General features: G+C 70.2%; 16 protein-coding genes. 14 read left to right on the forward strand and 2 right to left on the reverse strand.

What is annotated here, in order from left to right; all coding sequences use genetic code 11:
- Window positions 1-147: 147 nt before the first annotated feature.
- The 14 genes from rplM (at window position 148) to ABG085_RS03880 (ending at window position 18,306) form a co-directional block, all read left to right on the forward strand.
- Window positions 148-594, forward strand: coding sequence for a 50S ribosomal protein L13 (rplM, locus tag ABG085_RS03815; RefSeq protein WP_163617015.1), 447 nt, complete (start codon window positions 148-150; stop codon window positions 592-594).
- Window positions 595-619: 25 nt separating this feature from the next.
- Entirely contained in the window at window positions 620-1,096 is a 477-nt protein-coding gene (rpsI, locus tag ABG085_RS03820) for a 30S ribosomal protein S9 (RefSeq protein ID WP_347978100.1), read from the forward strand.
- Between the two features lie 16 nt (window positions 1,097-1,112).
- On the forward strand, window positions 1,113-2,471 hold the full coding sequence (gene glmM, locus ABG085_RS03825; RefSeq protein ID WP_347978101.1) for a phosphoglucosamine mutase: 1,359 nt from the start codon (window positions 1,113-1,115) through the stop codon (window positions 2,469-2,471).
- Window positions 2,472-2,566: 95 nt separating this feature from the next.
- Window positions 2,567-3,613, forward strand: a complete 1,047-nt coding sequence (locus tag ABG085_RS03830) for a LacI family DNA-binding transcriptional regulator (protein ID WP_347978102.1) — start codon at window positions 2,567-2,569, stop codon at window positions 3,611-3,613.
- A 143-nt stretch (window positions 3,614-3,756) separates the two neighbouring features.
- Complete coding sequence (locus ABG085_RS03835; protein ID WP_347978103.1) at window positions 3,757-5,130, forward strand: ABC transporter substrate-binding protein; 1,374 nt, start codon at window positions 3,757-3,759, stop codon at window positions 5,128-5,130.
- Between the two features lie 66 nt (window positions 5,131-5,196).
- Window positions 5,197-6,231: a sugar ABC transporter permease gene (locus ABG085_RS03840; protein ID WP_347978104.1), complete on the forward strand. Its 1,035-nt coding sequence runs from the start codon at window positions 5,197-5,199 to the stop codon at window positions 6,229-6,231.
- On the forward strand, window positions 6,228-7,118 hold the full coding sequence (locus ABG085_RS03845) for a carbohydrate ABC transporter permease (protein WP_347978105.1): 891 nt from the start codon (window positions 6,228-6,230) through the stop codon (window positions 7,116-7,118). The genes ABG085_RS03840 and ABG085_RS03845 overlap by 4 nt, the downstream gene beginning before the upstream one ends.
- Window positions 7,115-7,855 (forward strand): hypothetical protein, encoded by a 741-nt coding sequence (locus ABG085_RS03850; RefSeq protein WP_347978106.1) that lies wholly within the window; start codon window positions 7,115-7,117, stop codon window positions 7,853-7,855. Before ABG085_RS03845 ends, ABG085_RS03850 begins: the two co-directional genes overlap by 4 nt.
- Window positions 7,852-10,026, forward strand: a complete 2,175-nt coding sequence (locus ABG085_RS03855; RefSeq protein WP_347978107.1) for a glycoside hydrolase family 36 protein — start codon at window positions 7,852-7,854, stop codon at window positions 10,024-10,026. The genes ABG085_RS03850 and ABG085_RS03855 overlap by 4 nt, the downstream gene beginning before the upstream one ends.
- A complete protein-coding gene (locus tag ABG085_RS03860; RefSeq protein WP_347978108.1) occupies window positions 10,019-10,936 on the forward strand; it encodes a family 43 glycosylhydrolase in 918 nt (305 codons plus the stop codon). Before ABG085_RS03855 ends, ABG085_RS03860 begins: the two co-directional genes overlap by 8 nt.
- Entirely contained in the window at window positions 10,933-11,907 is a 975-nt protein-coding gene (locus ABG085_RS03865) for a hydroxyacid dehydrogenase (RefSeq protein ID WP_347978109.1), read from the forward strand. Before ABG085_RS03860 ends, ABG085_RS03865 begins: the two co-directional genes overlap by 4 nt.
- 22 nt (window positions 11,908-11,929) lie before the next feature.
- A complete protein-coding gene (locus tag ABG085_RS03870; protein ID WP_347978110.1) occupies window positions 11,930-13,522 on the forward strand; it encodes a family 43 glycosylhydrolase in 1,593 nt (530 codons plus the stop codon).
- A 104-nt stretch (window positions 13,523-13,626) separates the two neighbouring features.
- On the forward strand, window positions 13,627-17,124 hold the full coding sequence (locus ABG085_RS03875; protein WP_347978111.1) for an alginate lyase family protein: 3,498 nt from the start codon (window positions 13,627-13,629) through the stop codon (window positions 17,122-17,124).
- Window positions 17,125-17,247: 123 nt separating this feature from the next.
- A complete protein-coding gene (locus tag ABG085_RS03880) occupies window positions 17,248-18,306 on the forward strand; it encodes a LacI family DNA-binding transcriptional regulator (RefSeq protein WP_347978112.1) in 1,059 nt (352 codons plus the stop codon).
- Here the strand turns inward: ABG085_RS03880 and ABG085_RS03885 are convergent.
- Entirely contained in the window at window positions 18,303-19,958 is a 1,656-nt protein-coding gene (locus ABG085_RS03885) for a glycoside hydrolase family 32 protein (protein ID WP_347978113.1), read from the reverse strand. The two genes, ABG085_RS03880 and ABG085_RS03885, sit on opposite strands and share 4 nt — an antisense overlap.
- 95 nt (window positions 19,959-20,053) lie before the next feature.
- The gene (locus ABG085_RS03890) at window positions 20,054-21,670 is read right to left on the reverse strand and encodes a glycoside hydrolase family 68 protein (protein ID WP_347978114.1); all 1,617 of its coding nucleotides are present in this window, start codon (window positions 21,668-21,670) and stop codon (window positions 20,054-20,056) included.
- Window positions 21,671-21,788: the final 118 nt, after the last annotated feature.

Consider the following 21,788-nt stretch of genomic DNA (forward strand, 5'->3'; position numbering starts at 1 on the left):
AGTATTGATCTTTGGTGCCTGCTCAGCTGACCTGGCACCACGAACGTGAGCCCTCCACTGGCGTGTTCGGTCCCTCGTCGAGAGACAGAACCACCCCGGAGTGGGATTCACGAACCTCTCCGTTCGAATCAAGAAAGCAGCACTACTGTGACGCGCACTTACACCCCCAAGGCTGGCGAAGCCCAGCGCGAGTGGCTGGTCATCGACGCGACTGACGTCGTTCTCGGCCGTCTCGCCTCGCACGCCGCCGTCCTCCTCCGCGGCAAGCACAAGCCGACGTTCGCCCCGCACATCGACCAGGGCGACTTCGTCATCATCATCAACGCCGAGAAGGTCGCCCTGACGGGCCAGAAGCTCGAGCAGAAGAAGGCCTACCGCCACTCGGGCTACCCGGGCGGCCTCAAGTCGGTCACCTACTCGGAGCTCCTCGAGAAGAACCCCGTCCGCGCCGTGGAGAAGGCCGTCCGCGGCATGCTCCCGAAGAACTCGCTCGGCCGCGACCAGCTGGCGAAGCTCAAGGTGTACCGCGGTGCTGAGCACCCGCACGCCGCGCAGAAGCCCACCGCGTACGTTTTCGACCAGGTCGCCCAGTAAGCGCCGCAGAGACAAGGACACACTGATGGCGAACATCGAAGAAACCCCCACGAGCTACTCCACCGAGTCCCAGGTCGACGAGACCGTCGTCGCCGCCGAGCGCCCCGTGCTCTCGGTGTCGGGTGCGGCCGTCGGCCGTCGCAAGCAGGCCATCGCCCGCGTGCGCGTCATCCCCGGCTCGGGCACCATCACCGTCAACGGCCGTGCGTTCGAGGACTACTTCCCGAACAAGCTGCACCAGCAGCTCATCGCCGACCCGTTCACGGTGCTCAACCTCACCGACGCGTACGACGTCATCGTGCGCATCTCGGGCGGCGGCCCCTCGGGCCAGGCCGGCGCGCTGCGCCTCGGCATCGCCCGTGCGCTGAACCAGATCGACGAAGAGAACAACCGCCCGACCCTCAAGAAGGCCGGCTTCCTCTCGCGCGACGCCCGCGTCATCGAGCGTAAGAAGGCCGGTCTCAAGAAGGCCCGCAAGGCGCCGCAGTACTCGAAGCGCTGATCGGCTTCACCTCCGTATGCCGATCTTTGGCACGGACGGGGTGAGGGGGCTGGCCAACGGCCCCCTCACCGCCGATCTCGCACTGTCTCTGGCCCAGGCGACCGCCGTCGTCCTGGGCCAGGGCCGTACCGCCGAGGCGCGCCGCGCCGCAGGCAAGCGTCTCAGCGCCGTCGTCGCGCGCGACCCCCGCGTGTCGGGCGAATTCCTCTCGGCCGCGGTCGAGGCGGGGCTCGCGTCCTCGGGCGTCGACGTCTACGACGCCGGCGTGCTGCCCACGCCCGCGGCGGCGTTCCTCATCGCCGACATCGATGCCGACTTCGGCGTCATGGTGTCGGCCTCCCACAATCCCGCCCCCGACAACGGCATCAAGATCTTCGCCCGCGGCGGCGTGAAGCTGCCCGACATCGTGGAAGCGCGCATCGAGCGCGCCATGGACGGGCAGAAGCTGCTGCCCACGGGTGCCGCCATCGGCCGCATCCGCCGGTTCGCGGACGCCGAAGACCGCTACGTCGTGCATCTGCTCGGCTCGTTGCCGAACCGCCTGGACGGCCTGCACGTCGTGCTCGACTGCGCGCACGGCGCGGCATCCGGAGTCTCTCCCGAGACCTTCCGGGACGCCGGAGCCAAGGTCACCGTCATCGGCGCCGACCCCGACGGCTTCAACATCAACGACGGCGTGGGCTCCACGCACCTCGACGTGCTGTCGAAGGCGGTCGTGGCGCACGGCGCCGACGTCGGCATCGCGCACGACGGCGACGCCGATCGCTGCCTCGCCGTCGACGCGGACGGCAAGATCGTCGACGGCGATCAGATCATGGCGATCCTCGCGGTGTCGATGAAGAACCGCGGCCGCCTCACCGACGACACGCTCGTCGCCACCGTGATGAGCAACCTCGGCCTGCACCGCGCCATGTCGGCGCACGGCATCCACGTCGAGACCACCGCCGTCGGCGACCGCTACGTGCTCGAGCGCATGACCGAGGGCGGCTTCGCCCTCGGCGGCGAGCAGTCCGGCCACGTCATCATGAGCGAGTTCGCGACGACCGGCGACGGCGTGCTCACGGGCCTGCATCTGGTCGCCGAGATGGCCCGGACGGGCAAGACGCTCGCCGAGCTCGCCTCGATCATGACCGTGTACCCGCAGGTGCTCGTGAACGTCCGCGGTGTGGACCGCACGCGGGCGGGCTCCGACGATGTGGTTCAGGATGCCGTGGCCCGCGCCTCCGCCGAGCTCGGCCTCTCGGGGCGCGTGCTGCTGCGGCCGTCGGGCACGGAGGAGATGGTGCGCGTGATGGTCGAAGCCGGCTCCGAGGACGACGCCCGCCGCCACGCGGACGCGCTCGCCGAGGTCGTGCGGGAGCGGCTGGCGCTGTAGCCGAGATGCGCCGGCGGTGGGGCCGGCGCACCCCGGGCGCCGGCATCCGGGATACTGGATAGCGTTATCTGCACGCGCACGCCCCGGGGAGACGAATGTCGAAGAGCGCCAAGCCTGCCACCCTCGCGGACGTCGCACGACTGGCGGGGGTGTCGGTCCCGGCGGCGTCGCGGGCGCTGAACGGCGGCGTCCGCGGCAAGCAGAGCGGGTCGCCCGAACTGCGCAGCCGCGTGGAAGAGGCGGCGCGCACGCTCGGCTACTCGGTGAGTCCGGCGGCGCAGGCGATCAAGGGCGGCCGGGCTCGCACGGTGGCGTTCATCGTCGGCGACATCGACGACTTCGGCTCGGCGACGATGATCGCCGGCATCATGCACGCAGCGGAGGAGCACGGAGTCTCGGTCGCCGTGCGCACGACCCGTGACGACTCCGCGCGCGAGATCGAACTGCTGGCACAGCTGCGGGGCGAACGTCACCTGGCCGTCGTCATGGCGACCAGCCGGACGACGGATGCCGCGCGCGAGGCAGCGGTGAAGGAGCAGTTGAAGGTGCTGAGCGACCACGGTGCGCGCATCGTGGTGATCGGCGACAACGACCTGGGGTTCCCGACCGTGACCGTCGACAACCGTCACGCCGCGCGACTTCTCGCTGAAGGACTGGCGGATGCCGGCAAGCGGCGCTTCGCGATGGTCTCGGGTCCGGACATCGAGCTGACCGCCCTCGAGCGCGTCGGGGGATTCGCCGAGGGGCTCGCGGCGCGCGGCATCGAGGTCGCGGAACGGGACATCGTGCACACCGAGTTCTCGCGCGACGGGGGATACCGCGCGGTCGAGCAGCTGCGCGACCGGCTCGCGGAGCTCGACGTGATCGCGGCGATGAGCGACGCGATGGCGGTCGGCGTGATCGCCCGCCTGCGCGAACTGGGCGTGTCGACGCCGGCCGACATCGAGGTGACCGGGTTCGACCACGTGCCCATGCTCGGCGATGTGCTGCCGGGGTTCAGCACGGTGGAGGTGCCGCTCGAGCACTTCGGCGGCGCGGCGCTCGAGCTCGCGCTCGCGCTCGACAACGGCGCGGTCCCCGCCGAGACGATCGCGCTCAGCGCGACGCCCATCCTCCACGGCACTCCGCTCGTCACTGTGTGAGCGCGATCGTGCCGTCGCCGCGGGCCGGGGAGGCGCCGGCGCGTAGGCGGAAAGCGCTTCACGAAACTATGTGGCAAACGTTGTCCACTTTGAGGTACTCTCTCCGAGACGGAAACGTTCCGGCACGAATCAAGGGAGATCACATGCATGACGCGATGACGCGGGCAGGGATGCGTGCCCGTATGGGCCGCCGCTCGCCCTGGATCGCCGGCGCAGCGGGCATCGCTGTCGCGGCACTCGCGCTGACGGGCTGCAGCAGCCCGGCGGACGACAGCGACGAGGGCGGCGCGGCGGCCGAGAAGACCACGATCCGCTTCCTCTACGCCACCGGCGACGAGACCTGGAACTCGGTGGTCGACACCGTGGTCGAGGCCTTCAACGACCAGAGCGACACGACGACCGTGCAGCTCGACCCGCTTCCCGCCGGAAGCGACTACGCGACGGCGCTGAAGACGATGGATGCCACCGGCAACTGGCCCGCCGTCGTCGACATGCGCGACACCCTCACGTACGTCAACGCGGGCAAGCTCGCGCCGATCCCCGATTCGGTCACCGAGCTCATCCAGCCGGAGGCGTTCGGCACTGCCGAGGACGGCAACGTCTACACCGTGCCGTACAGCGCGCTGAACGGCGAGATCGGCCTGAACATCGTCTACAACAAGGACTACTTCGAGGAGCACGACCTCGAGGTGCCCGAGACGTACGACGACTTCCTCGACCTGCTCGCCGACATCAAGGCGAACGGCGACGCGCCGCTCGCGACCGCCGCGGCGGAGGTGTGGCCGAGCGACCAGCTGTGGAAGCCGCTCGCCGCGCCGTACTTCGCGGAGTACGGCGACGAGGGCGGGTTCTGGACCGCTGCGCAGAACGGCGACGCCACCGTCGAGGACCTGCGCGAGCCGCTGCAGGAGCTGCTCGACATCACCAATGAGTACGTGCTCGAAGGCTGGCAGTCCACGGCGGACGCGCAGACCACGACGCTGCTCGTGAACGACATGGCGGTCATGGCGACCTCTTCGGCGGGCATCGGCCGTCTCAACGACATCAACAAGGTCGACCCGGAGTTCAACGCGGGGCTGTTCATCATCCCGGCCGAGGACGGGGCGATCAACGTGCTGAAGAACGCCGTCAACGGCGACACCGCCGGCGGCCTGGCGATCTCGGCCCAGGCGGCCGACGACGACGCCGAGTACGCGTCGGCGACGGAGTTCCTGGAGTACTTCTACCAGGTGGAGACCGCCAACCTGATGGAGTCGCAGGGCTGGTTGGCGCCGAACATCATCGCCGCGGACGAGATCGAGCGCAACACGTCGATCCCGGGTTCGAAGGACTACTTCGCGCTTCTCGAGAACCCCAACCTCGCGTGGTACGAGAACGTGTCGAACCTGTCCACGTTCAGCGCGTTCAACACGTTCTTCCGTCAGGCGCGCATCGAGATGCAGGACGGCCAGTCGTCGATCGACGACACCATCGCCAAGGTGCAGGCGGAGTTCGACAAGACGGTCGCAGCGGGCTGAGACCACACGTGACAGGGTGCCCGGGCAGCTGCCCGGGCACCCTGGAACGGAGGCGAGGAGGTCTCCATGACTGATCAGAGTGCCCTGCAGGGGCAGACCGCGGTGGTCGGCACCGCCGTCCGGCTCACCGGCGAAGGCCCGCTCGACGGCGCGCCGGAGGGCGCGGCCGACGACGTCCCGTTCCTTCCCGCCGGACCCCCGAGCGAGCTGCGCCGCACACGCCGGTTCCGCAGAGTGCGCTGGGTGATGCTGGGCTTCATCGCCCCGGCGCTGGTGGTGTACCTGCTCATGGTGATCGTGCCGTCGGTGCAGTCGCTGCAGCTGAGCTTCACGAACTGGGACGGCATCAGCCCGGACTACGACTACATCGGCGTCGCCAACTACGAGGAGATCCTCGGGAGCGGCAGGTTCTGGAACGCCGTCAAGAACACCCTCATCCTGGGTCTCGGATCCGCGGTCATCATCAACGCCATCTCGCTCGGCGTGGCCCTGATGCTCGACCACGTCGGCAGATGGCAGGGGCTGTTCCGCACCGCCGTGTACCTTCCCTCGCTCGTCAGCGCCTTCATCCTCGCGACGATCTGGAAGTACCTGCTGAACTACAACTTCGGCGCCGTGAACGTCTTCCTGCGTGACATCGGGTTGCCCGAGTCGGCGCGCGACTGGCTGGGCGACAGCTCGATCGTGGTGTGGGTCATCCTCTTCATCACGTGCTTCACGCTCGGCGGCAACACCACCCTCATCTACCTCGCCAACCTGCAGTCCGTGCCGCAGGACCTGGTGGAGGCCGCGCGGATCGACGGCGCCAACAGCCGCCAGGTCTTCCGCCATGTCACGTGGCCGATGCTCGCGGGCGCGGTCACGGTCAACATGACGCTCGCGATGATCGCGGGGTGGACCATCTTCGACCAGGTCATGGTGCTCACGTCCGGCGGGCCCGGGTTCGTCAGCGAGACCATGGCGTTCTTCATCTACAAGGTCGGCTTCGGCGAGTATCGCGCCGGCTTCGGCAGCGCGGCCGCGATCGTGCTGTTCCTCGTGGTGATCGTCAGCACCGTGGCGGCGAACGCCTACATGCGCAAGAGGGAGATCCAGGCATGAGCACCCAGACGCAACTGCTCGTCACGCCCGAGCGCACGCGCCGCCCGCGCACGCGGCGCCGCAAGCGGCTGACCGCCGGCCAGGTCGTCGTGATGATCGTCCTCGCGGTGCTGGTGCTGATCGTCGCGAGCCCCGTGCTGTACGCGCTGCTGAACTCGTTCCGGTCGTACGGCGAGATCACGATGGACCCGATGGGGCTGCCCACGCAGTTCACCCTCGACAACTACGTGCAACTTTTCCAGCAGACGGATTACGGCGAGGCGCTCGTCAACACGCTCATCATCACGCTCGCCACGGTCGTGCTGCTGATCGCGATCGTGCCGATGGCCGCGTACGGCATCGAGCGCGTCGGCGGCCGCACTTCCCGGTTCATCTACATCCTCTTCATCGCCGGCCTCATGATCCCGTTCCAGGTGCGCATGATCCCGCTGGTGAAGGGATTCGACGAGGTCGGTCTGTACAGCACGCTGACCAGCGTGGTGCTGGTGCATCTTGGCGGAGCGGCGAGCTTCGGCATCCTGCTCTACTGCAGCTTCATCAAGGGCATCCCGATCGAGGTGGAAGAGGCCGCGAACATGGACGGCGCAGGTCGCCTGCGCACGTTCTGGTCGATCGTGTTCCCCATGCTGCTGCCCGTGACGTCGGCGTTCGTCATCATCCAGGCGCTGGGGCTCTGGAACGACTTCTTCATCCCGCTGGTGTTCCTCGACTCGTCCTCCGCGGGCACGATCAACGTCGCGATCAACCGGATGGTGGGGCTGCTCACCTCGCAGTGGCAGCTCATCTACACCGGCGCGATCCTGGCGATCATCCCGTCGGTGGCGATCTTCGCGGCCTTCCAGCGCTACTTCATCAAGGGCATGTCGGTCGGGGCGGTGAAGGGATGAGCGCCGCGCCGACGACCTCGCAGCGTGGCGGCGCGATGGCGCGCGCGCGCGTCCTGCTCGCGCTCGACGGGCCGCTCGCGGCCACCGTGCTGACCGTCTTCCGGTCGTTCGTGCTGTCGGTCTCGTTCATCGGATGCCTCGTGCCCGTGCTCGCGTTCACGGCGCTGGTCGGCTGGCAGGCCACTCATCTGGCGGTGTGGCTGGGGTCCGTGGCGCTGCTGCCGCTCGCACCGGCGACATACGCGCTGCTGCGCGGTGCCCGCGCGCTGCTCTCGCAGCGCGGCGACGCGCCCACCGGACGGGAGTTCTGGACGTCGTTCGCTCGCGGATGCCGCGATCTCTGGTGGGCTGCGCTCGGCCTCGGCGTCGTGGTGGTGGTGCTCCAGTACGACCTGGCGCTGTTCGGCGGCACCGACGCGGTCGTGCTGCTGGCCGCGGTCGCAGCGGCGCTCGCCGTCGTGCTGCTGATCGGGGTGTGCGTCGTCGCGGCGGCGCAGCCCGCGGGCGTCCGAGGGCCGCTCGAGACCGTGACCGTGGCGATGCGCGCCATGGCGCGTCGTCCGCACATCGCGCTGAGCTGGCTCCTCCTCATCGGGGTCGGCCTGGCCGTCACGGCGCTGCCGCTGATCGGCCCCGCGATCGCCCTGTTCCTGCCCGCGACGGTCGCCGCCGGCATCCACATCTGCAACGACGCGCTGCGTCTTCCGCTGAACGACGAGACGAGACAGACTCCGTGACCGAAGCCGTCCATCATCCTGCCGCGCAACATCCCGCCGCACTTCCCTCTTCCGCGCTTGCCCCTGCCTCCCTGATCCCACGCGAGACCGGCCCCGCGGCACCGGTCACGAGCCGCGCGCGCGTCGGCGTGTTCGAACTGCGCTGGGCGGATGACGCGCCGGCGTCGCTGGTCGTGCCGTCGTCGGCGCACAGCGGCCGGCCCGGCGTAGGTCTCGTCGAGGTCTTCACGTCGGCCGAGCAGCGCGCCCGCACCAGCCAGGCGTACTGGCGGTCGGCTGTCGGCGAGCGGCTGCGCGTACAGGGATCGCAGGTCATCGCCGAGTCCGACGCCGTGCGCGCGGTCGTCGTGCAGAGCGACGCCGTCAGCGGGATCGAGGTGCGCACGACCGTCACGGCACCCACGGACACCTCGGCGGTGCGCATCCAGAGCGAGATCCGTAACGCCGGACGCGAGGCCGTGGTGATCGCCGCGATCTCGTCGGCGACGATCGGATTCGGGCGGTCGGCGCGCGATCTGGACGAGACGGTGTGGGGCTCGGCCGCGAGCGAGTGGCTCGCCGAGGACCGGTGGAGCGAGGTGCCGCTGCGCACGCTGCTGCCCGACATCTCGCTCGCACTGCACGCGCAGGACGCGCGCGGGCATGCCGGGCTCACGAGCCACGGCGGCTGGTCGAGCGGAGAGCACGTGCCGTGCGGCTACCTCTCGCGTGCTGACGGCGAGACGCTGGCGTGGCAGATCGAGACGAGCGCGGGATGGCGCGCGGATCTCTGCCAGGCGCGGGACGGCGGCGTGCTGTCACTGCTCGGCCCGACCGATCTCGAGCACCAGTGGGCGCACGAGCTGCTGCCCGGAGAGGCTTTCACCACCGTGCCCGTCGCGCTGGCGGTCGGGCCGCTGAGCCCGGGCACTCTCGGCAGCCCAGACGGTGCGCTCGGCGAGCTCACCCGGTACCGGCGCTGGCTGCGCGGTGCGGCAGGCACGCAGCAGCTTCCGGTCGTGTACAACGACTTCATGAACACGCTGATGGGGCAGCCGACGACCGACGAGCTGCTGCCGCTGGTCCGTCGCGCCGCCGAGGTGGGCGTCGAGGTGTTCTGCATCGACGCCGGGTGGTTCGCAGACCCGGCGATCGGGGACTGGTGGTCGACCGTCGGCGAATGGCGCGAGGCGCCCGCCCGGTTCCCCGGCGGCGGGCTGCGACGCGTCATCGACGCGATCCGCGACGCCGGCATGGCGCCGGGTCTGTGGCTCGAGCCCGAGGTCGTCGGCATCGACAGCCCCGCGGCATCGCGGCTCCCCGACGAGGCGTTCTTCCAGCGCTTCGGGCAGCGGGTGCAGGAGGACCGCCGCTACCACCTGGACTTCCGGCATCCTGCCGCTCGCGCGCATCTGGACGCGACCGTCGATCACCTCGTCGAGGAGTTCGGCATCCGCTATCTGAAGCTCGACTACAACATCAATCCGGGTGCGGGGACCGAGCACCACGCCACGACGGCGGGGGACGGACTGCTCGGGCACACCCGCGCGTTCCGGGACTGGCTGGTGCGGGTGCAGCAGCGGCATCCGTCGTTGCGCCTCGAGAACTGCAGCTCGGGCGCGATGCGCGCCGACTACGCGCTGCTGGCGGTCACGCACCTGCAGTCCACGAGCGACCAGCAGGACTTCCGGCTGTATCCGCCGATCGCGGCGTCGGCGCCGGCATCCATCCTTCCCGAGCAGTGCGGCAACTGGGCCTACCCCGCCCGCGACATGAGCGACGAAGAGACCGCGTTCACGCTCGTGACGGGGTTGAGCGGCCGGCTGTACCTGTCGGGGTTCCTCGACGAGCTGCGGCCCGACCAGCGCGCGCGCATCGCCGAGGCGGTGGCGCTGCACAAGGGACTGCGCGACTCGCTGGCCACCGCACTGCCGTTCTGGCCGCTGGGGCTTCCCGCATGGGACGACGAGGCGCTCTGCCTGGGGCTTCGCGCCGCGGACGGCGACCTGCTGTTCGTGTGGGATCGGGATGCCGCGCCCGCCGCATTCACGATTCCCGGGGTCGCGGGCGAGGTCGAGGTGCTGTTCCCGGCCGATGGGGCCGGGTGGGGACTCGACACGGGGCCGGGCGGGCTCGAGGTGTCGACGCCGGCAGGGATCGGTGCACGTGTGCTGCGAGTGACCCGTGGCTGAGCGCGTCACCATCGTCCCCGGACGCGTGTTCACGGACGATCGGGGCCGGACGGCGCAGCTGCACGGCATCGGCCTGCAGCGGGTCGGTGACCGGTGGCTCGCCTGGGGCGAGGACAAGGCTGCGGGCGACCGTTTCACCGCGGTCGCGTGCTACTCCTCGGACGATCTCGCGCACTGGCGCTATGAGGGCGACGCGCTGACCCGGGCCGACGGCGACATCGGCCCCGATCGCGTCGTCGAGCGTCCCAAGGTGCTGCAGCGCCCCGACGGGCGCTGGGTGATGCTCCTGCACGTCGATGGACCGGTCGAAGGCGAGGAGGGCGACTACGCGTATGCACGCGTCGGCTTCGCGATCGCCGAGCGCCCCGAGGGCCCGTACACGTACGTGCGCAGCGAGCGTCCCCTCGGCAACCTCAGCCGTGACATCGGCGTGTACCAGGAGGACGGTGTCGGCTACCTGCTCTCGGAGGACCGCGACAACGGCCTGCACATCTACCGCCTCCGCGAGGACCACCTCGGCGTCGAGGCGGTCGTCGCGACGCTCCGCCAGCAGGCCAACCCGGCGATCGGCTACGAATCGCCCACCCTCGTGCGTCACGAGGGCCGCTACTACCTCTTCGGCTCGGACCTCACCGGCTGGAGCATGAACGACAACATGTACACCAGTGCTCCGGCGCTGGAGGGGCCGTGGGAGGAGTGGCACCCCATCGCGCCGCCCGGCACCCGCACCTTCGAGTCGCAGGTGAGCGTCGTCGCGCCCGTCGGCGACGGGTACGTGTACATCGGCGACCGCTGGGATCCGTCCCGGCTGGCGGAGTCGCCGGCGGTGTGGCTGCCGCTGCGCATCCGCGACGGCCGGGTGGAGCTCGAGTGGCGCGACCGGTGGAGCATCGAGGAGCTCGGCGCATGAGGGCCGCACTGCTGATGGACCCGGCGCTCGTGCCGTTCGTGTTCGGCGACGCCGAGCGGGAGCGACTGGGCGAGATCCTCGAGGTCGACACCGGGGATGCCGCCACCTCGCTCGCGGACATCCCCGACCCGTCCGGGGTCGAGCTGCTGATCGCCGGCTGGGGCGTCTCGCGCGTGAGCCCGGACGACCTGGACGCGTTCCCGAAGCTGCGGGCGATCGTGCACTGGAGTGGGGGCAACGGCGCACTGGACGGCCCGGCGTCGCGCCGCGGCATCCGCATCTCCACCGCTCGCGCGGCCAACGCGATCCCGGTCGCCGAGTTCACCCTCGCGTTGATCACGCTCGCCGCGAAGGACGCGTTCTGGGCCTCGCGCCGCTACAGCGCCGAGCAGCGGTTCATCGACCGCGAGGCCGAGCTGCCGCGCACCGGGCTGTACGGCACGACGGTCGGGATCGTGGGGGCCTCGACCATCGGCACCCTCGTCGTCGAGAAGCTCCAGGGCAGCGACGTCCACGTGCTGCTCTACGACCCCTATGCCACCCCCGAGACCGCAGCGCGGCTCGGCGCGGAGCTCGTTCCCGACCTCGTCGCGCTCGCCGCACGGTGCGACATCCTCTCGATCCACGCGCCCGAGATGCCCGCGACGATCGGCATGGTGTCGGCGGCGGTCCTCGCGGCGCTGCCGGACGGCGCCACGGTGATCAACACCGCACGCGGTGCGCTGGTCGACCAGGACGCCCTCGTCGGCGAACTCCGGCGGGGACGGCTGCGAGCCGTGCTCGACGTCACCGAGCCCGATGTGCTCGAGCCGGGGCATCCGCTCTACACGCTGCCGAACGCGTTCCTCACGCCACACCTCGCGGGGTCGACGGGCAACGAACTGCGCCGCCTGGGCGAGGTGGCGCTCGCCGAGGTCGAGCGGTTCGTTGCCGGCACGCCCTTCGCGCACCCGATGCCCGTGCTGCCCTGATCCTCGTCCCTGGAGGCGCTTCGTGCCCGTGATCCACAACCCGGTCCTGCGCGGGTTCAACCCCGACCCCTCGATCCTGCGCGTCGGGCACGACTACTACATCGCGACCAGCACGTTCGAGTACCACCCGGCCGTCCGCCTGCACCATTCGCGCGACCTCGCGGAATGGTCCACGCTCGGCCATGCACTCGGCGACGGCTTCGACCTGCGCGGCATCCCCGACTCCGGCGGCGTGTGGGCGCCGAGTCTCACGCATGCCGACGGGCAGTTCTGGCTCGCGTACTCCATCGTGCGCAGCATGGACGGCGACGACAAGGACATCGACAACTACCTCGTCACCGCCGACGCGATCACCGGGCCGTGGAGCGAGCCGGTCCACCTGGGATCGCGGGGGTTCGACTTCTCGTTCTTCCACGACCCCGACGGCACGCACTGGATCGTCGGCGTGCAGTGGGACCAGCGGCCCGAGTACCCGTCGTTCTCGGGGCTGGTGGTGGAGCAGTACCTGCCCGGCGAACGCCGCACGAGCGGCGACGCGGTGAGAATCCATCGCGAGGATGGTCTCGTCGAAGGCCCCAACCTCTACCGCATCGCCGACTGGTACTACCTGCTGATCGCCGCCGGCGGCACCGGGTGGAATCACGGCATCACCATGGCCCGCTCGCGGAGCCTGCTCGGACCGTACGAGCGTGACCCGCGCGACGCGGTGCTCACGACGCGCGACGCGCCGGGGCATCCACTCCAGAAGGCGGGACACGGCGAACTGGTGCAGACGCCCGACGGCGACTGGGTGCTCGCGCACCTGGCGAGTCGCCCGACGCTGCACCTGGGGGAGCGCTACAGCACGCTCGGCCGCGAGACCTGCCTGCAGCACGTCGTCTTCGACGACGAGAGCTGGCTGCGGCTGGCAGACGGCGGTCATCACGCAAGCGTGGCCGTCGCGGTCCCCGGTGACGGAAAGGGGACGGATGCCGCACCCGGCCCGCGCGGCTGGGTCGACGACTTCGACGCCGACCTCCTCGACTCGACGCGCTGGTCGACGCTGCGCGCTGCATTGCCCCGCGCGACGGCGGATCTCGGCGCCCGGCCGGGATGGCTGCGGCTGCGCGGAGGGCACTCCGCGGCATCCGTGTTCGATCAGTCGATGATCCTGACCCGCGTCGAAGAGCACCGCGCCGACTTCGAGGTGATCCTCGACGCCGAGCCGCGCAGCCCCCGCGAGGCCGCCGGGCCCATCGCCTGGTACGACCGCGCCGGATGGATCTGGCTGCAGCTGACGCAGGATGCGGAGCACGGACGCCACCTGCGGGTGGTGCGCCGCGACGCTGCCACCACGACGCGCTCCGCGCCCATCGCCGTGCCCGAGGGGCCACTCGGCCTGCGGATGCGCCTCGATGGCCCAGTGCTGCGCTTCGCGTGGGCGCCGGCCGGCGAGGGGGCATGGCGCGAGGTCCCTGAGGACTACCCGGCGTGGACGCTGTCCGATGACCACGGGCCCCGACTGCGCTTCACCGGGCTCTTCTTCGGCGTGCGCGCCGACGACCTCGACGGGCGCGGCTGGACCGCAGACCTCGACCACGCCGCGATGCGCTTCGAGCCCGATCCCGCGTCCTGAATTGCCCCTTGACGCCTTCCAGGCGACACGACATCCTTAACCGGCAAACGTTATCCACCCTCATCCACGATCGGAGTCGATCGGGGCGACAGGAAGAGAGATCGATGAAGATCGAGCAACGACGCGGCGTCCGTCGCGTGATCGGAACCCTGACGGCGTTGGTCTTGGCGGCGTCCGGGTCACTCGCCGCGGTGCAGCCGGCGGCGGCTGCAACCGTCGCGCCGATCGCTCCGCCCGAGATCATCAGCACAGTGAGTGACGCCGGTTTCGCCCACCCGGGCGTCGGGTTCACCGCGGACCACCTCGAGAACATGCGTACTCAGGTGCTCGACGGTGTGGATCCCTGGGCGAGCTACTACGACGCCATGACCCAGACGAAGTACGCGGCCCGCACGTTCGTGCCCGAGAACGCGAAGGACGCCACCGACGCCCCGAAGAACGACGCGTACGCGAGCGCCGGCATGCGCTCCAGCGCACTGCGCGACAGCCTCGGCGCGATGGCGCAGGCGCTCGAGTACGTCGTCACCGGCGACGAGCAGTACCGCGCGAACGCGCTGCACGTGCTGCGCACGTGGAGCAACCTCGACCCGGCCAAGTACGCCTACTTCGCCGACGCGCACATCCACACCGGCGTGCCCCTCTACTACATGCTGATCGCCGCCGAGGTGGTGCGGGGCACCGATGCCGCGAGCGACTCGCTCAACGGCTACGACCTGCGCTGGACCGACGAGGACCAGCAGCGCCTCGAGGACAATCTCGTGCGTCCCGTGCTCGACACGTTCCTGTACTCCCCGAACCGGCTGTGGAACCAGCACCTCTACGGCGTGATCGGCATGGTGGCGGCCGCCATCTTCCTCGACGACGCCGACCTCTATGCGGAGCGCGTGGAATGGTTCACGGTGAACGCGGGCTACGAGAGCGAGCATGACCTGTACGGCGGAGACGTCAACGGCGCCCTCGCCTCGCTCTTCCGTGAGGTTCCCGCCGACGCGCCGGGCAACACCACGGGCGCGCCGTTCGTGCAGCACATGGAGATGCTGCGCGACCAGGCCCACGGCCAGGGGGACGTCGACATCTTCGTCGCCCTCGCGCGCCTCGTCGACAATCAGGGCACGATGCTCGACCCCGTCGCCGGCACCGTCTCGACTGCACCTGACGCGGTGTCGCCCTACCGGTTCCTCGACAACCGCATCCTCGCCGGCGCCGACACCTTCGGCGCGTTCATGATGGGGGAAGAGGTGCCGTACATCCCCGCGACCGAGGGCGGCGCGATCTCGCAGGCCTATCGCGGCCGGCTGCAGGACCCGATGAGCGAGGCGTATCTGCAGTATCGCTATGTCGCCGGCGTCGACGTCGAGGCCGAGGCGCCCCACGTCGCCGAGCTCTACGCCCACCGCGACGGGCCGCTGTACTACTACGGCGCCGCCGTCCAGAACTTCTGGAACGACCGCGGATCCGACTACACCGCTGCCGAGTACTGGGTGGCGTTCCCGCGCGAGCTCGCCGACGTGCCGGGCGCGGCCGCACCGCTCGCCGACGGCCTGGAGCTCTCGGTGGGAAGCTTCGGCACGCCGCTCGGCGGGGGAGCGCAGCGCGACACGGACGAGGACGGCACCTCGTTCATCCGCCTCGACGCGGCGGCGGATGACGCGCAGCTCGCCGTGCGGCGTGCGGTGTGGGCCGACAGGACGAAGGCCTCCCTGGTCGGCATCAAGCTCCGCAGCGACGGGGTCGCACGGTTTCAGGTCGCGCGCACAGCGCAGGAACAGCAGTACGAAGAGATCGTCGTGCCTGACACGGACGGCCAGTGGCGCTATGTCTGGCTCGACGTGAACGCCGAAAAGGCGCCCGGCGCCGTCGGCGACAACATCGTGTTCCTGAAGGCCACGGGCTCGGATGCCGTGGTCGACGTCGCCGGCGTGCTGGCACAGGCGAACGGCGTGCTCACTCCGCCCGTGTTCGGCGACGCTCCCGCCGTGGAGGTCATGGCCGTCGCGGGCGAGCCGTGGACGCGGGCCTTCCCGACCACGGACGCCGGTGGGGGCGAGGTGCAGCTGGAGTTGCAGAACGCGCCCGCGGGCGCCGAACTCGCCGGTGAGACCGTCAGCTGGACGCCCTCGCAGAGCGGCACGGCCGACATGGTCGTCGTCGCGTCCGATGCGACGACCGTGACGGCTCTTCCCGTCGCGGTCACCGTCGCCCCGAACCGCGCGGCGGCGATCGGCAAGCTCCTCGAGCGCATCGAGGGTGGCTCGGAGCTGTACACGACGGAGACGTGGCAGCCGGTGGAGAATCTCGAGACGCAGGCGCGTCAGGTCCGCAAGACCGCGAGCCCGGCGGAGTTCGCCGACCTGCTCGCCCGGCTGGGCGATGCGATCGCCGAGCTGCAGCTGCTCAACCCGCGGCTGCCGGACGGCTCCCTCGACTACACCGGCATCGTGACCGCTCCGGCGCTGAGCACGTCGCAGCTCCGGGTGCTCGCAGACGGCGACAATCAGACGACGTGGGGCGATCAGCGGGTGGCCGGCATCGCCTTCGACTTCGGGCCGGGCTTCCGCGTCTCCGCCGACGCGTTCGGAATCCAGGCGCGCGACGCGTTCCCCAACCGGGCCGAGGGCACCAATGTGTACGGCTCCGACGACGGCGCGACCTGGACACTCCTCACGCAGCACCCGAATGCCGGAGAGGATGCCGCCGTCGAGTGGATCCCGGTGCGGGACGAGGTCCGCGACCAGCGGTACCGGTTCCTGAAGTTCCAGGTCGACGAGCCGGGGGTGCCCTCGGATCCGGCGTACCCGGGCATCTGGAGCATCGCCGACATCAGGATCGACGGGGTGCGCAGCGAGGCGACCGGTGCCATGGACACGGTCACGATGTCGTCGTCGGACGGCGTGGCCGGCCGGGTGGTGGCCGGCGACCGCGTCGAGCTGCGGATGACAGGCCCGGCGGGCAACACCGGGGTGCAGGTGACGCTGCTCGGAGAACCCGCGCAGGTCACGTCTCCCGCCCCCGGCGAGTGGGTGGCCTCGGCGGCCGTGCCCGCCGCAGCCCCGGCCGGCGCCGCGGTCACCTTCACCATCGCCTTCACGACGCCGGACGGCAGGACGGCCGACCCCGTCGCCGCGACGACCGACGGCTCGAAGCTGTTCCTGTCCACCGACGAGGGACTGCTCGACGATGCGTTCCGCGGCGCTACCGTGCTGCGTCCAGACGGCGTCGTCGATGCCGCGTGGACCCAGTACACGGCGAAGATGTTCGACGGCGATGCCACGACGCACTCCGACACGCGCCTGAACGCGGGCACCTACGGGAACGTGTGGGACTTCGGCACCGATGCCCGTGTGACAGTCACGGGCGCCGAACTGCTCGTGCGGCAGGACGGGTACGGCACCTCCCGCATCGCCGACATGCGCCTGGAGGGGTCGAACGACCTGAAGACGTGGACCCGTCTGACTCCGGGCGTTCCCGCGAAGACGCTCGAGTGGCAGCGGTGGCCGGTGCAGGGGCAGGCTGCGTACCGCTACATCCGCATCGCGAACGGGCAGATCCTCGGTGTCGCCGAGCTCCGGCTGTTCGGCAGCGTGGTGCCGTTCTCCGGCTGACATCGGCGGCGAGGGGTTGGTCCAGAACCGGCCTCTCGCCGCCGCCCCGGACGTCGGCCGCGGCATCCGTCGGCACGAAGTCTCCGGCTCCGCTCCGCGCAGGCGCACCCATAGGCTGAAGGCATGCCCACAGGTGCGACTCCCGGCAGCGGACGCGCGCGGGTCAGCGACGTCGCCGCCGCAGCCGGCGTCTCGCCGACCACCGTCTCGCACGCCCTCAGCGGCGCCCGGGCCGTCAATGCCGAGACCCGCGAACGGATCCTGGCGGTCGCACGCGAGCTGGGGTACGTCCCCGACCGGGTCGCGAGCGGACTGCGCCGGCGCCGCACCGGCGTCGTGGGTCTGATCGGCGACGACCTGGCCGCCACGCCCTTCGCCGGGCGGATCATCGAGGGCGCACGACGCGCCGGCCTGGAGCGGGATGTGCTGCTCATGGTGGCCGAGAGCGGCGGTGAGGCGGAGGCGGAGCGCGACCTCGTCGCCCGCTTCCTCGCGCAGCGCGTCGACGGGCTCCTGATCGCGCGGATGTACCACCAGCGCGTCGATCGACCGGCGGTACCCGACGACGTGCCCGTCGTTCTCGTCGACGCCGCTCCGGAGCCGGGCTGGGAGGTCGACGCGGTGGTGCCCGACGAGGCGCAGATCGCCACCTTGGCATGTGAGCGGCTCATGAGGGAGGGCCACCGCGAGGTCGCGTACATCGGCACGGTCGACGAGTCCCGCGCGGCCCGAGGTCGCCTGATCGGCGTGCGCTCTGCCCTGGGCGACGCGGGCATCGCCCTCGGCGACGGCCGACTCGAGTTCTGCTCCTCGGATGCGGCGGGCGGACGGGAAGCGGGCGGCCGGCTGCTCGATCAGCCGGCGCCGCCGACGGCCGTCATCTGCTTCAACGATCAGATCGCGATGGGCGTGATGCAGGCGGCGACGCGGCGCGGCATCCCGGTTCCGGCCGGACTCTCGATCGTGGGCATCGACGATCTGCATCCGGTCGCCGACGCCCTCGACCCGGGGCTCACCACGATCGCGCTGCCGCACGACGGCATGGGCCGCTGGGGGATGACGCGCCTGCTCGACCGTATCGACGGCACGGCGCCGCCCCTCGGCGACGGCCTTCACCTGGTGCGCGGCTGGCTCGTCGAGCGTGCATCGGTCGCCGCGCCGCCCACCCGCCCGCCCCGCTAGTCGCGCTCGGGCGCGCGTGCGACCGGTGCGACCCGCAGCGGCGTGAGGCTCGCGTCCGACACGACGACGTCACCCCGGGCGCCCTCGAGCAGCAGCCCACGCTCGCCCGCGGTCCCGAAGGTCGCCATGGTGAGCGCGGCCTCGCCCCCGCCCGCGAACACCTCGATCGAGGCGGCATCGACGACGATGTCGAGCTCGATCCGCCCGTCCGTCGGCTCCGCTGGTGCGGTGCGCACCTGCCGGTACGCGTCGGGCATGCTCCCCGCGACCGCGTCGGAGTCCCGTGTCGCGAAGGCGACCTGCCGATCGAAGTCGTAGCCGACGGTTGCGAAGCCGCCGTCGCCGGTCTGGACCTTGACGCGCAGCTCGCCCGCTTCGCCCGAGGCATCGAGCCGTACCCGGTAGGCCCCGGATGCCGGCACCTCCAGCTCCACGGTGCTGTCGGCGGCGAGCCGCATGTCGTCGATGGGCTGCGGCTCGCCCTCGAGGGACTCGAGCTCGGCCGCGGGACTCGAGCGCAAGGTGGCTCGCCCTCGTTCGGAGCCGAGCGTGATCGTGCGGACGATCGAGTCGGATCCGCCGTGCCACTCCTCGGTCGGGAACCGGTCCGCGTACGCCCAGTTGTTCATCCATCCGATGCTGTAGCGCGTCGCGAGTCGCTCCTCCTCCCCGAGCCGCGGGTCGTCCCACGTGACCGCCGCGTAGTAGTCGGGTCCGTGATCGAGCCACTGGTGGCCGGTGCCGTCGGCGACGAAGCGCTCGCCGTCCCACTCGCCGACCCAGTACGCGGTGCCGGTGGTCATGCCCTCGGCCGCGCCGTTGGCGCCTGCGACGAGCACCCATCGCACGTCGTCGGCATCTCCGCCCACCGACATGGGGAACAGGTCCGGGCACTCGAGCACTCCGAGCCCGGTGGTGGCGAAGTCGGACGTGTAGGTCCACTCGCGCAGGTTCGGCGATGTGTAGAAGCCGATCCGGTCGTGCTCGGCGAGCGCCATCACCCAGTGCCGGGCCGACTCGTCCCAGAACACGCGGGGATCGCGCCAGTCGGCCACGCCGGGGTTGTCCATCACCGGGTTGCCGTCGTACGACTCGAAGCTGTACCCGTCGTCGCGCGAGAAGAACAGCGACTGCCGCTGCACGCCGTCCACCTGCTGTGTGACCAGGGCGATCACCGCGCCGGCGCCGAAGCCGGCGGTGCCTTCCTCGTCGACGACGGCCGTGCCCGTCCAGATGTCGCCGAGGCCGTTGGCGTACTTCTCGATCGCGACCCCTTCGTCCTTCCAGTGCACGAGGTCGGTCGAGGTCGCGTGGTACCAGGCCGTGCCGTTCCCGTCGGGATAGTCGGCGTTGTAGAGGTAGTAGTAGTGCCACACGCCGTCAAGGAGGAACGGTTTCTGGGGGTCGTTCATCCAGTTCTCGCCGGGCGTGATGTGGATCCCCGGCCGATGCGGTGACCAGTCCGCCGGTCGCTCGGTCGCACCGGCCGACGGCGCGGCCGGCGAGGGAGCCGTCTCCGCCACCTTCCCCCGGGGGAGGCCGATGGCCAGCACCGCGACCACTGCCACGGCCAGCACCGCGAGCGCGGCGGCGACGGCGATCACGACGGAGCGTCGGCGGCGGGGCGTGAAGGGGATGTCGCCTTCGGGCATGACGGATCCTTCCATGGTGGTTCGGGTGGGGATGCGGCGGACGGATGCCTCGGCACGAGGCCGTGCCGAGGCATCCGTCGTTTCTGCAGTTCCGGTCAGCGCAGCGTCTTCTCGTTGCCGCCGGGGTTGATGTTGATGTTCGCCGGGATATCGGCGTAGCCGCCGAGTCCGCCGGTGCCGTACGAGTAGTCGACCGCCGAAGAGGCGCCGTCGATGTCGATCTTGACCGTCGGCGCGAGCGTGCCGCCGCGGCGGAAGTCGCCCTCGGTGCCGATCGTGTCGATGAAGGACTGCACGAGTCCACCGGGCATCACGTAGTGCGAGTACGCCTGGAAGTGCCCGATCGGCTGGTTGAAGTCCGGGGCGAAGGGCTGTCCGCCCGCGAAGTTCAGGTTCGTCGGGTTGCCGAGTGCGAGGCCCGAGCCGGCGTTCATCGGCTCGTAGTCGCTGCGGATGCCGTCGCCGACGAAGCCGTAGACGCCCTCAGGACCGTCGATGCCATTCGCGAACGTGCCGCGGTGGCTGATGGTGAAGAGGTAGTACTTGCCGTCCTTCATGTAGATCTGCGGGCGCTCGGTCTGGTCGGTGACGCAGTTCGCCGACAGGATGGGCGGGAGGAACTCCCACTCGGTGAGCTCCTCGTTCTTCGCCTTCGCCAGGCCGACGTTGCCGATCTGGTACGTGGCGCCCGAGGCGTTCACCTGCTCGACCGTCTCTGCGAAGGGATCTCCCTCGCGGTAGCCGAGGTCCTCCTCGGTGCACGTCGCGCTCTCGCGGGGCATGGCGGAGTTGCCCTCGAAGACCATGAAGGTCTCGCCGGGGTGGGCCGGGTCCTCGAAAGTGAACGGGTCGCGGAAGTTGAAGAACTCGTTCTGCGCACCGGTCTGGTAGTACGTGCCATCGGCCTGCAGCAGGTCGGTGACCTCGTCGAATCCGGTCAGCTTCACGCCGTTCTTGTTCGCGTGCACCTTCCCGACGCTGAGTGCGATGCGCGGGTCGTACGGCTTGCGGTTGCTGCCGTCCTCGTTGCGGTAGAACGCGACGTCCGTGAAGAACAGCTTGATCTCGCCGCCCTTCGAGATGCGCGCCGAACCCGACCACTGGGTCTGGTGGCTGTACGACTGATCGGGGAAGATCCTGCCCGTCACTCCCTCGTCGAAGACGAGGCCGCCGTACGTCCAGCCGCCGTTCTCAGGCCGCTCTTCGGCAGGGAGGCCGGCGGGGCGGTAGAAGTAGCCGATCTTCGCGAAGACATGACGCTCGTCGAACACGAGGTTGCGGTCGGCCACGAGCGAGAAGATGATCTCCTGGCCGTTGACGCTGTACTGGTTCGCGTCCTCATCGGTCAGCGGCCACGAGTCCCAGACCCAGACCTCCTCGTTGCTCATGTCGGGGAAGTCCTGCGGAACCGCGGGCATCGTGAGCTCGGCGGGCATCGAGTTCTGCTTCGAGCCGGCGGTCGGGTCGGACAGCCGCTTGAGCTGCCGCGCGTCCGCCCGGGTCCACTTGGCGGTGAAGTCGTCTTCGGGGGCATAGGCCTCCTGGGTGTGGACGGTCGGCTCAGGTCCGTCCTGGAGGTCGGGCAGAGCCGTTGCGGTGGTGGAGCCGACGGCGGCAGCGGCGGGCAGGCCGACCAGTGCCGACACCGCGACGGCGGCGGCCGTGACGCCGCCGGTCAGGATGCGCCTGAGGCGCTTCGGGGGAGTGTTCATTTCTGGAGCTCCTTCGAGATCAGGTGATGCAAATCGATTTGCATCACCCCTCCATAGTGACACGGACCGGACGATCGCGCATGTCGGCCGTTCGGGGGACAGCGGCTGCGACGACACG

The organism is Microbacterium sp. ProA8, assembly GCF_039905635.1.
GTDB lineage: Bacteria > Actinomycetota > Actinomycetes > Actinomycetales > Microbacteriaceae > Microbacterium > Microbacterium chionoecetis.

What these genes read in the sequence shown, in the direction of transcription:
- rpsI (WP_347978100.1), top strand. Translation starts at nt 620, where the DNA reads ATGGCGAACATCGAAGAAACCCCCACGAGCTACTCCACCGAGTCCCAG.
- glmM (WP_347978101.1), top strand. Translation starts at nt 1,113, where the DNA reads ATGCCGATCTTTGGCACGGACGGGGTGAGGGGGCTGGCCAACGGCCCC.
- ABG085_RS03830 (WP_347978102.1), top strand. Translation starts at nt 2,567, where the DNA reads ATGTCGAAGAGCGCCAAGCCTGCCACCCTCGCGGACGTCGCACGACTG.
- ABG085_RS03835 (WP_347978103.1), top strand. Translation starts at nt 3,757, where the DNA reads ATGCATGACGCGATGACGCGGGCAGGGATGCGTGCCCGTATGGGCCGC.
- ABG085_RS03840 (WP_347978104.1), top strand. Translation starts at nt 5,197, where the DNA reads ATGACTGATCAGAGTGCCCTGCAGGGGCAGACCGCGGTGGTCGGCACC.
- ABG085_RS03845 (WP_347978105.1), top strand. Translation starts at nt 6,228, where the DNA reads ATGAGCACCCAGACGCAACTGCTCGTCACGCCCGAGCGCACGCGCCGC.
- ABG085_RS03850 (WP_347978106.1), top strand. Translation starts at nt 7,115, where the DNA reads ATGAGCGCCGCGCCGACGACCTCGCAGCGTGGCGGCGCGATGGCGCGC.
- ABG085_RS03865 (WP_347978109.1), top strand. Translation starts at nt 10,933, where the DNA reads ATGAGGGCCGCACTGCTGATGGACCCGGCGCTCGTGCCGTTCGTGTTC.
- ABG085_RS03875 (WP_347978111.1), top strand. Translation starts at nt 13,627, where the DNA reads ATGAAGATCGAGCAACGACGCGGCGTCCGTCGCGTGATCGGAACCCTG.
- ABG085_RS03880 (WP_347978112.1), top strand. Translation starts at nt 17,248, where the DNA reads ATGCCCACAGGTGCGACTCCCGGCAGCGGACGCGCGCGGGTCAGCGAC.
- ABG085_RS03885 (WP_347978113.1), bottom strand. Translation starts at nt 19,958, where the DNA reads ATGCCCGAAGGCGACATCCCCTTCACGCCCCGCCGCCGACGCTCCGTC.
- ABG085_RS03890 (WP_347978114.1), bottom strand. Translation starts at nt 21,670, where the DNA reads ATGAACACTCCCCCGAAGCGCCTCAGGCGCATCCTGACCGGCGGCGTC.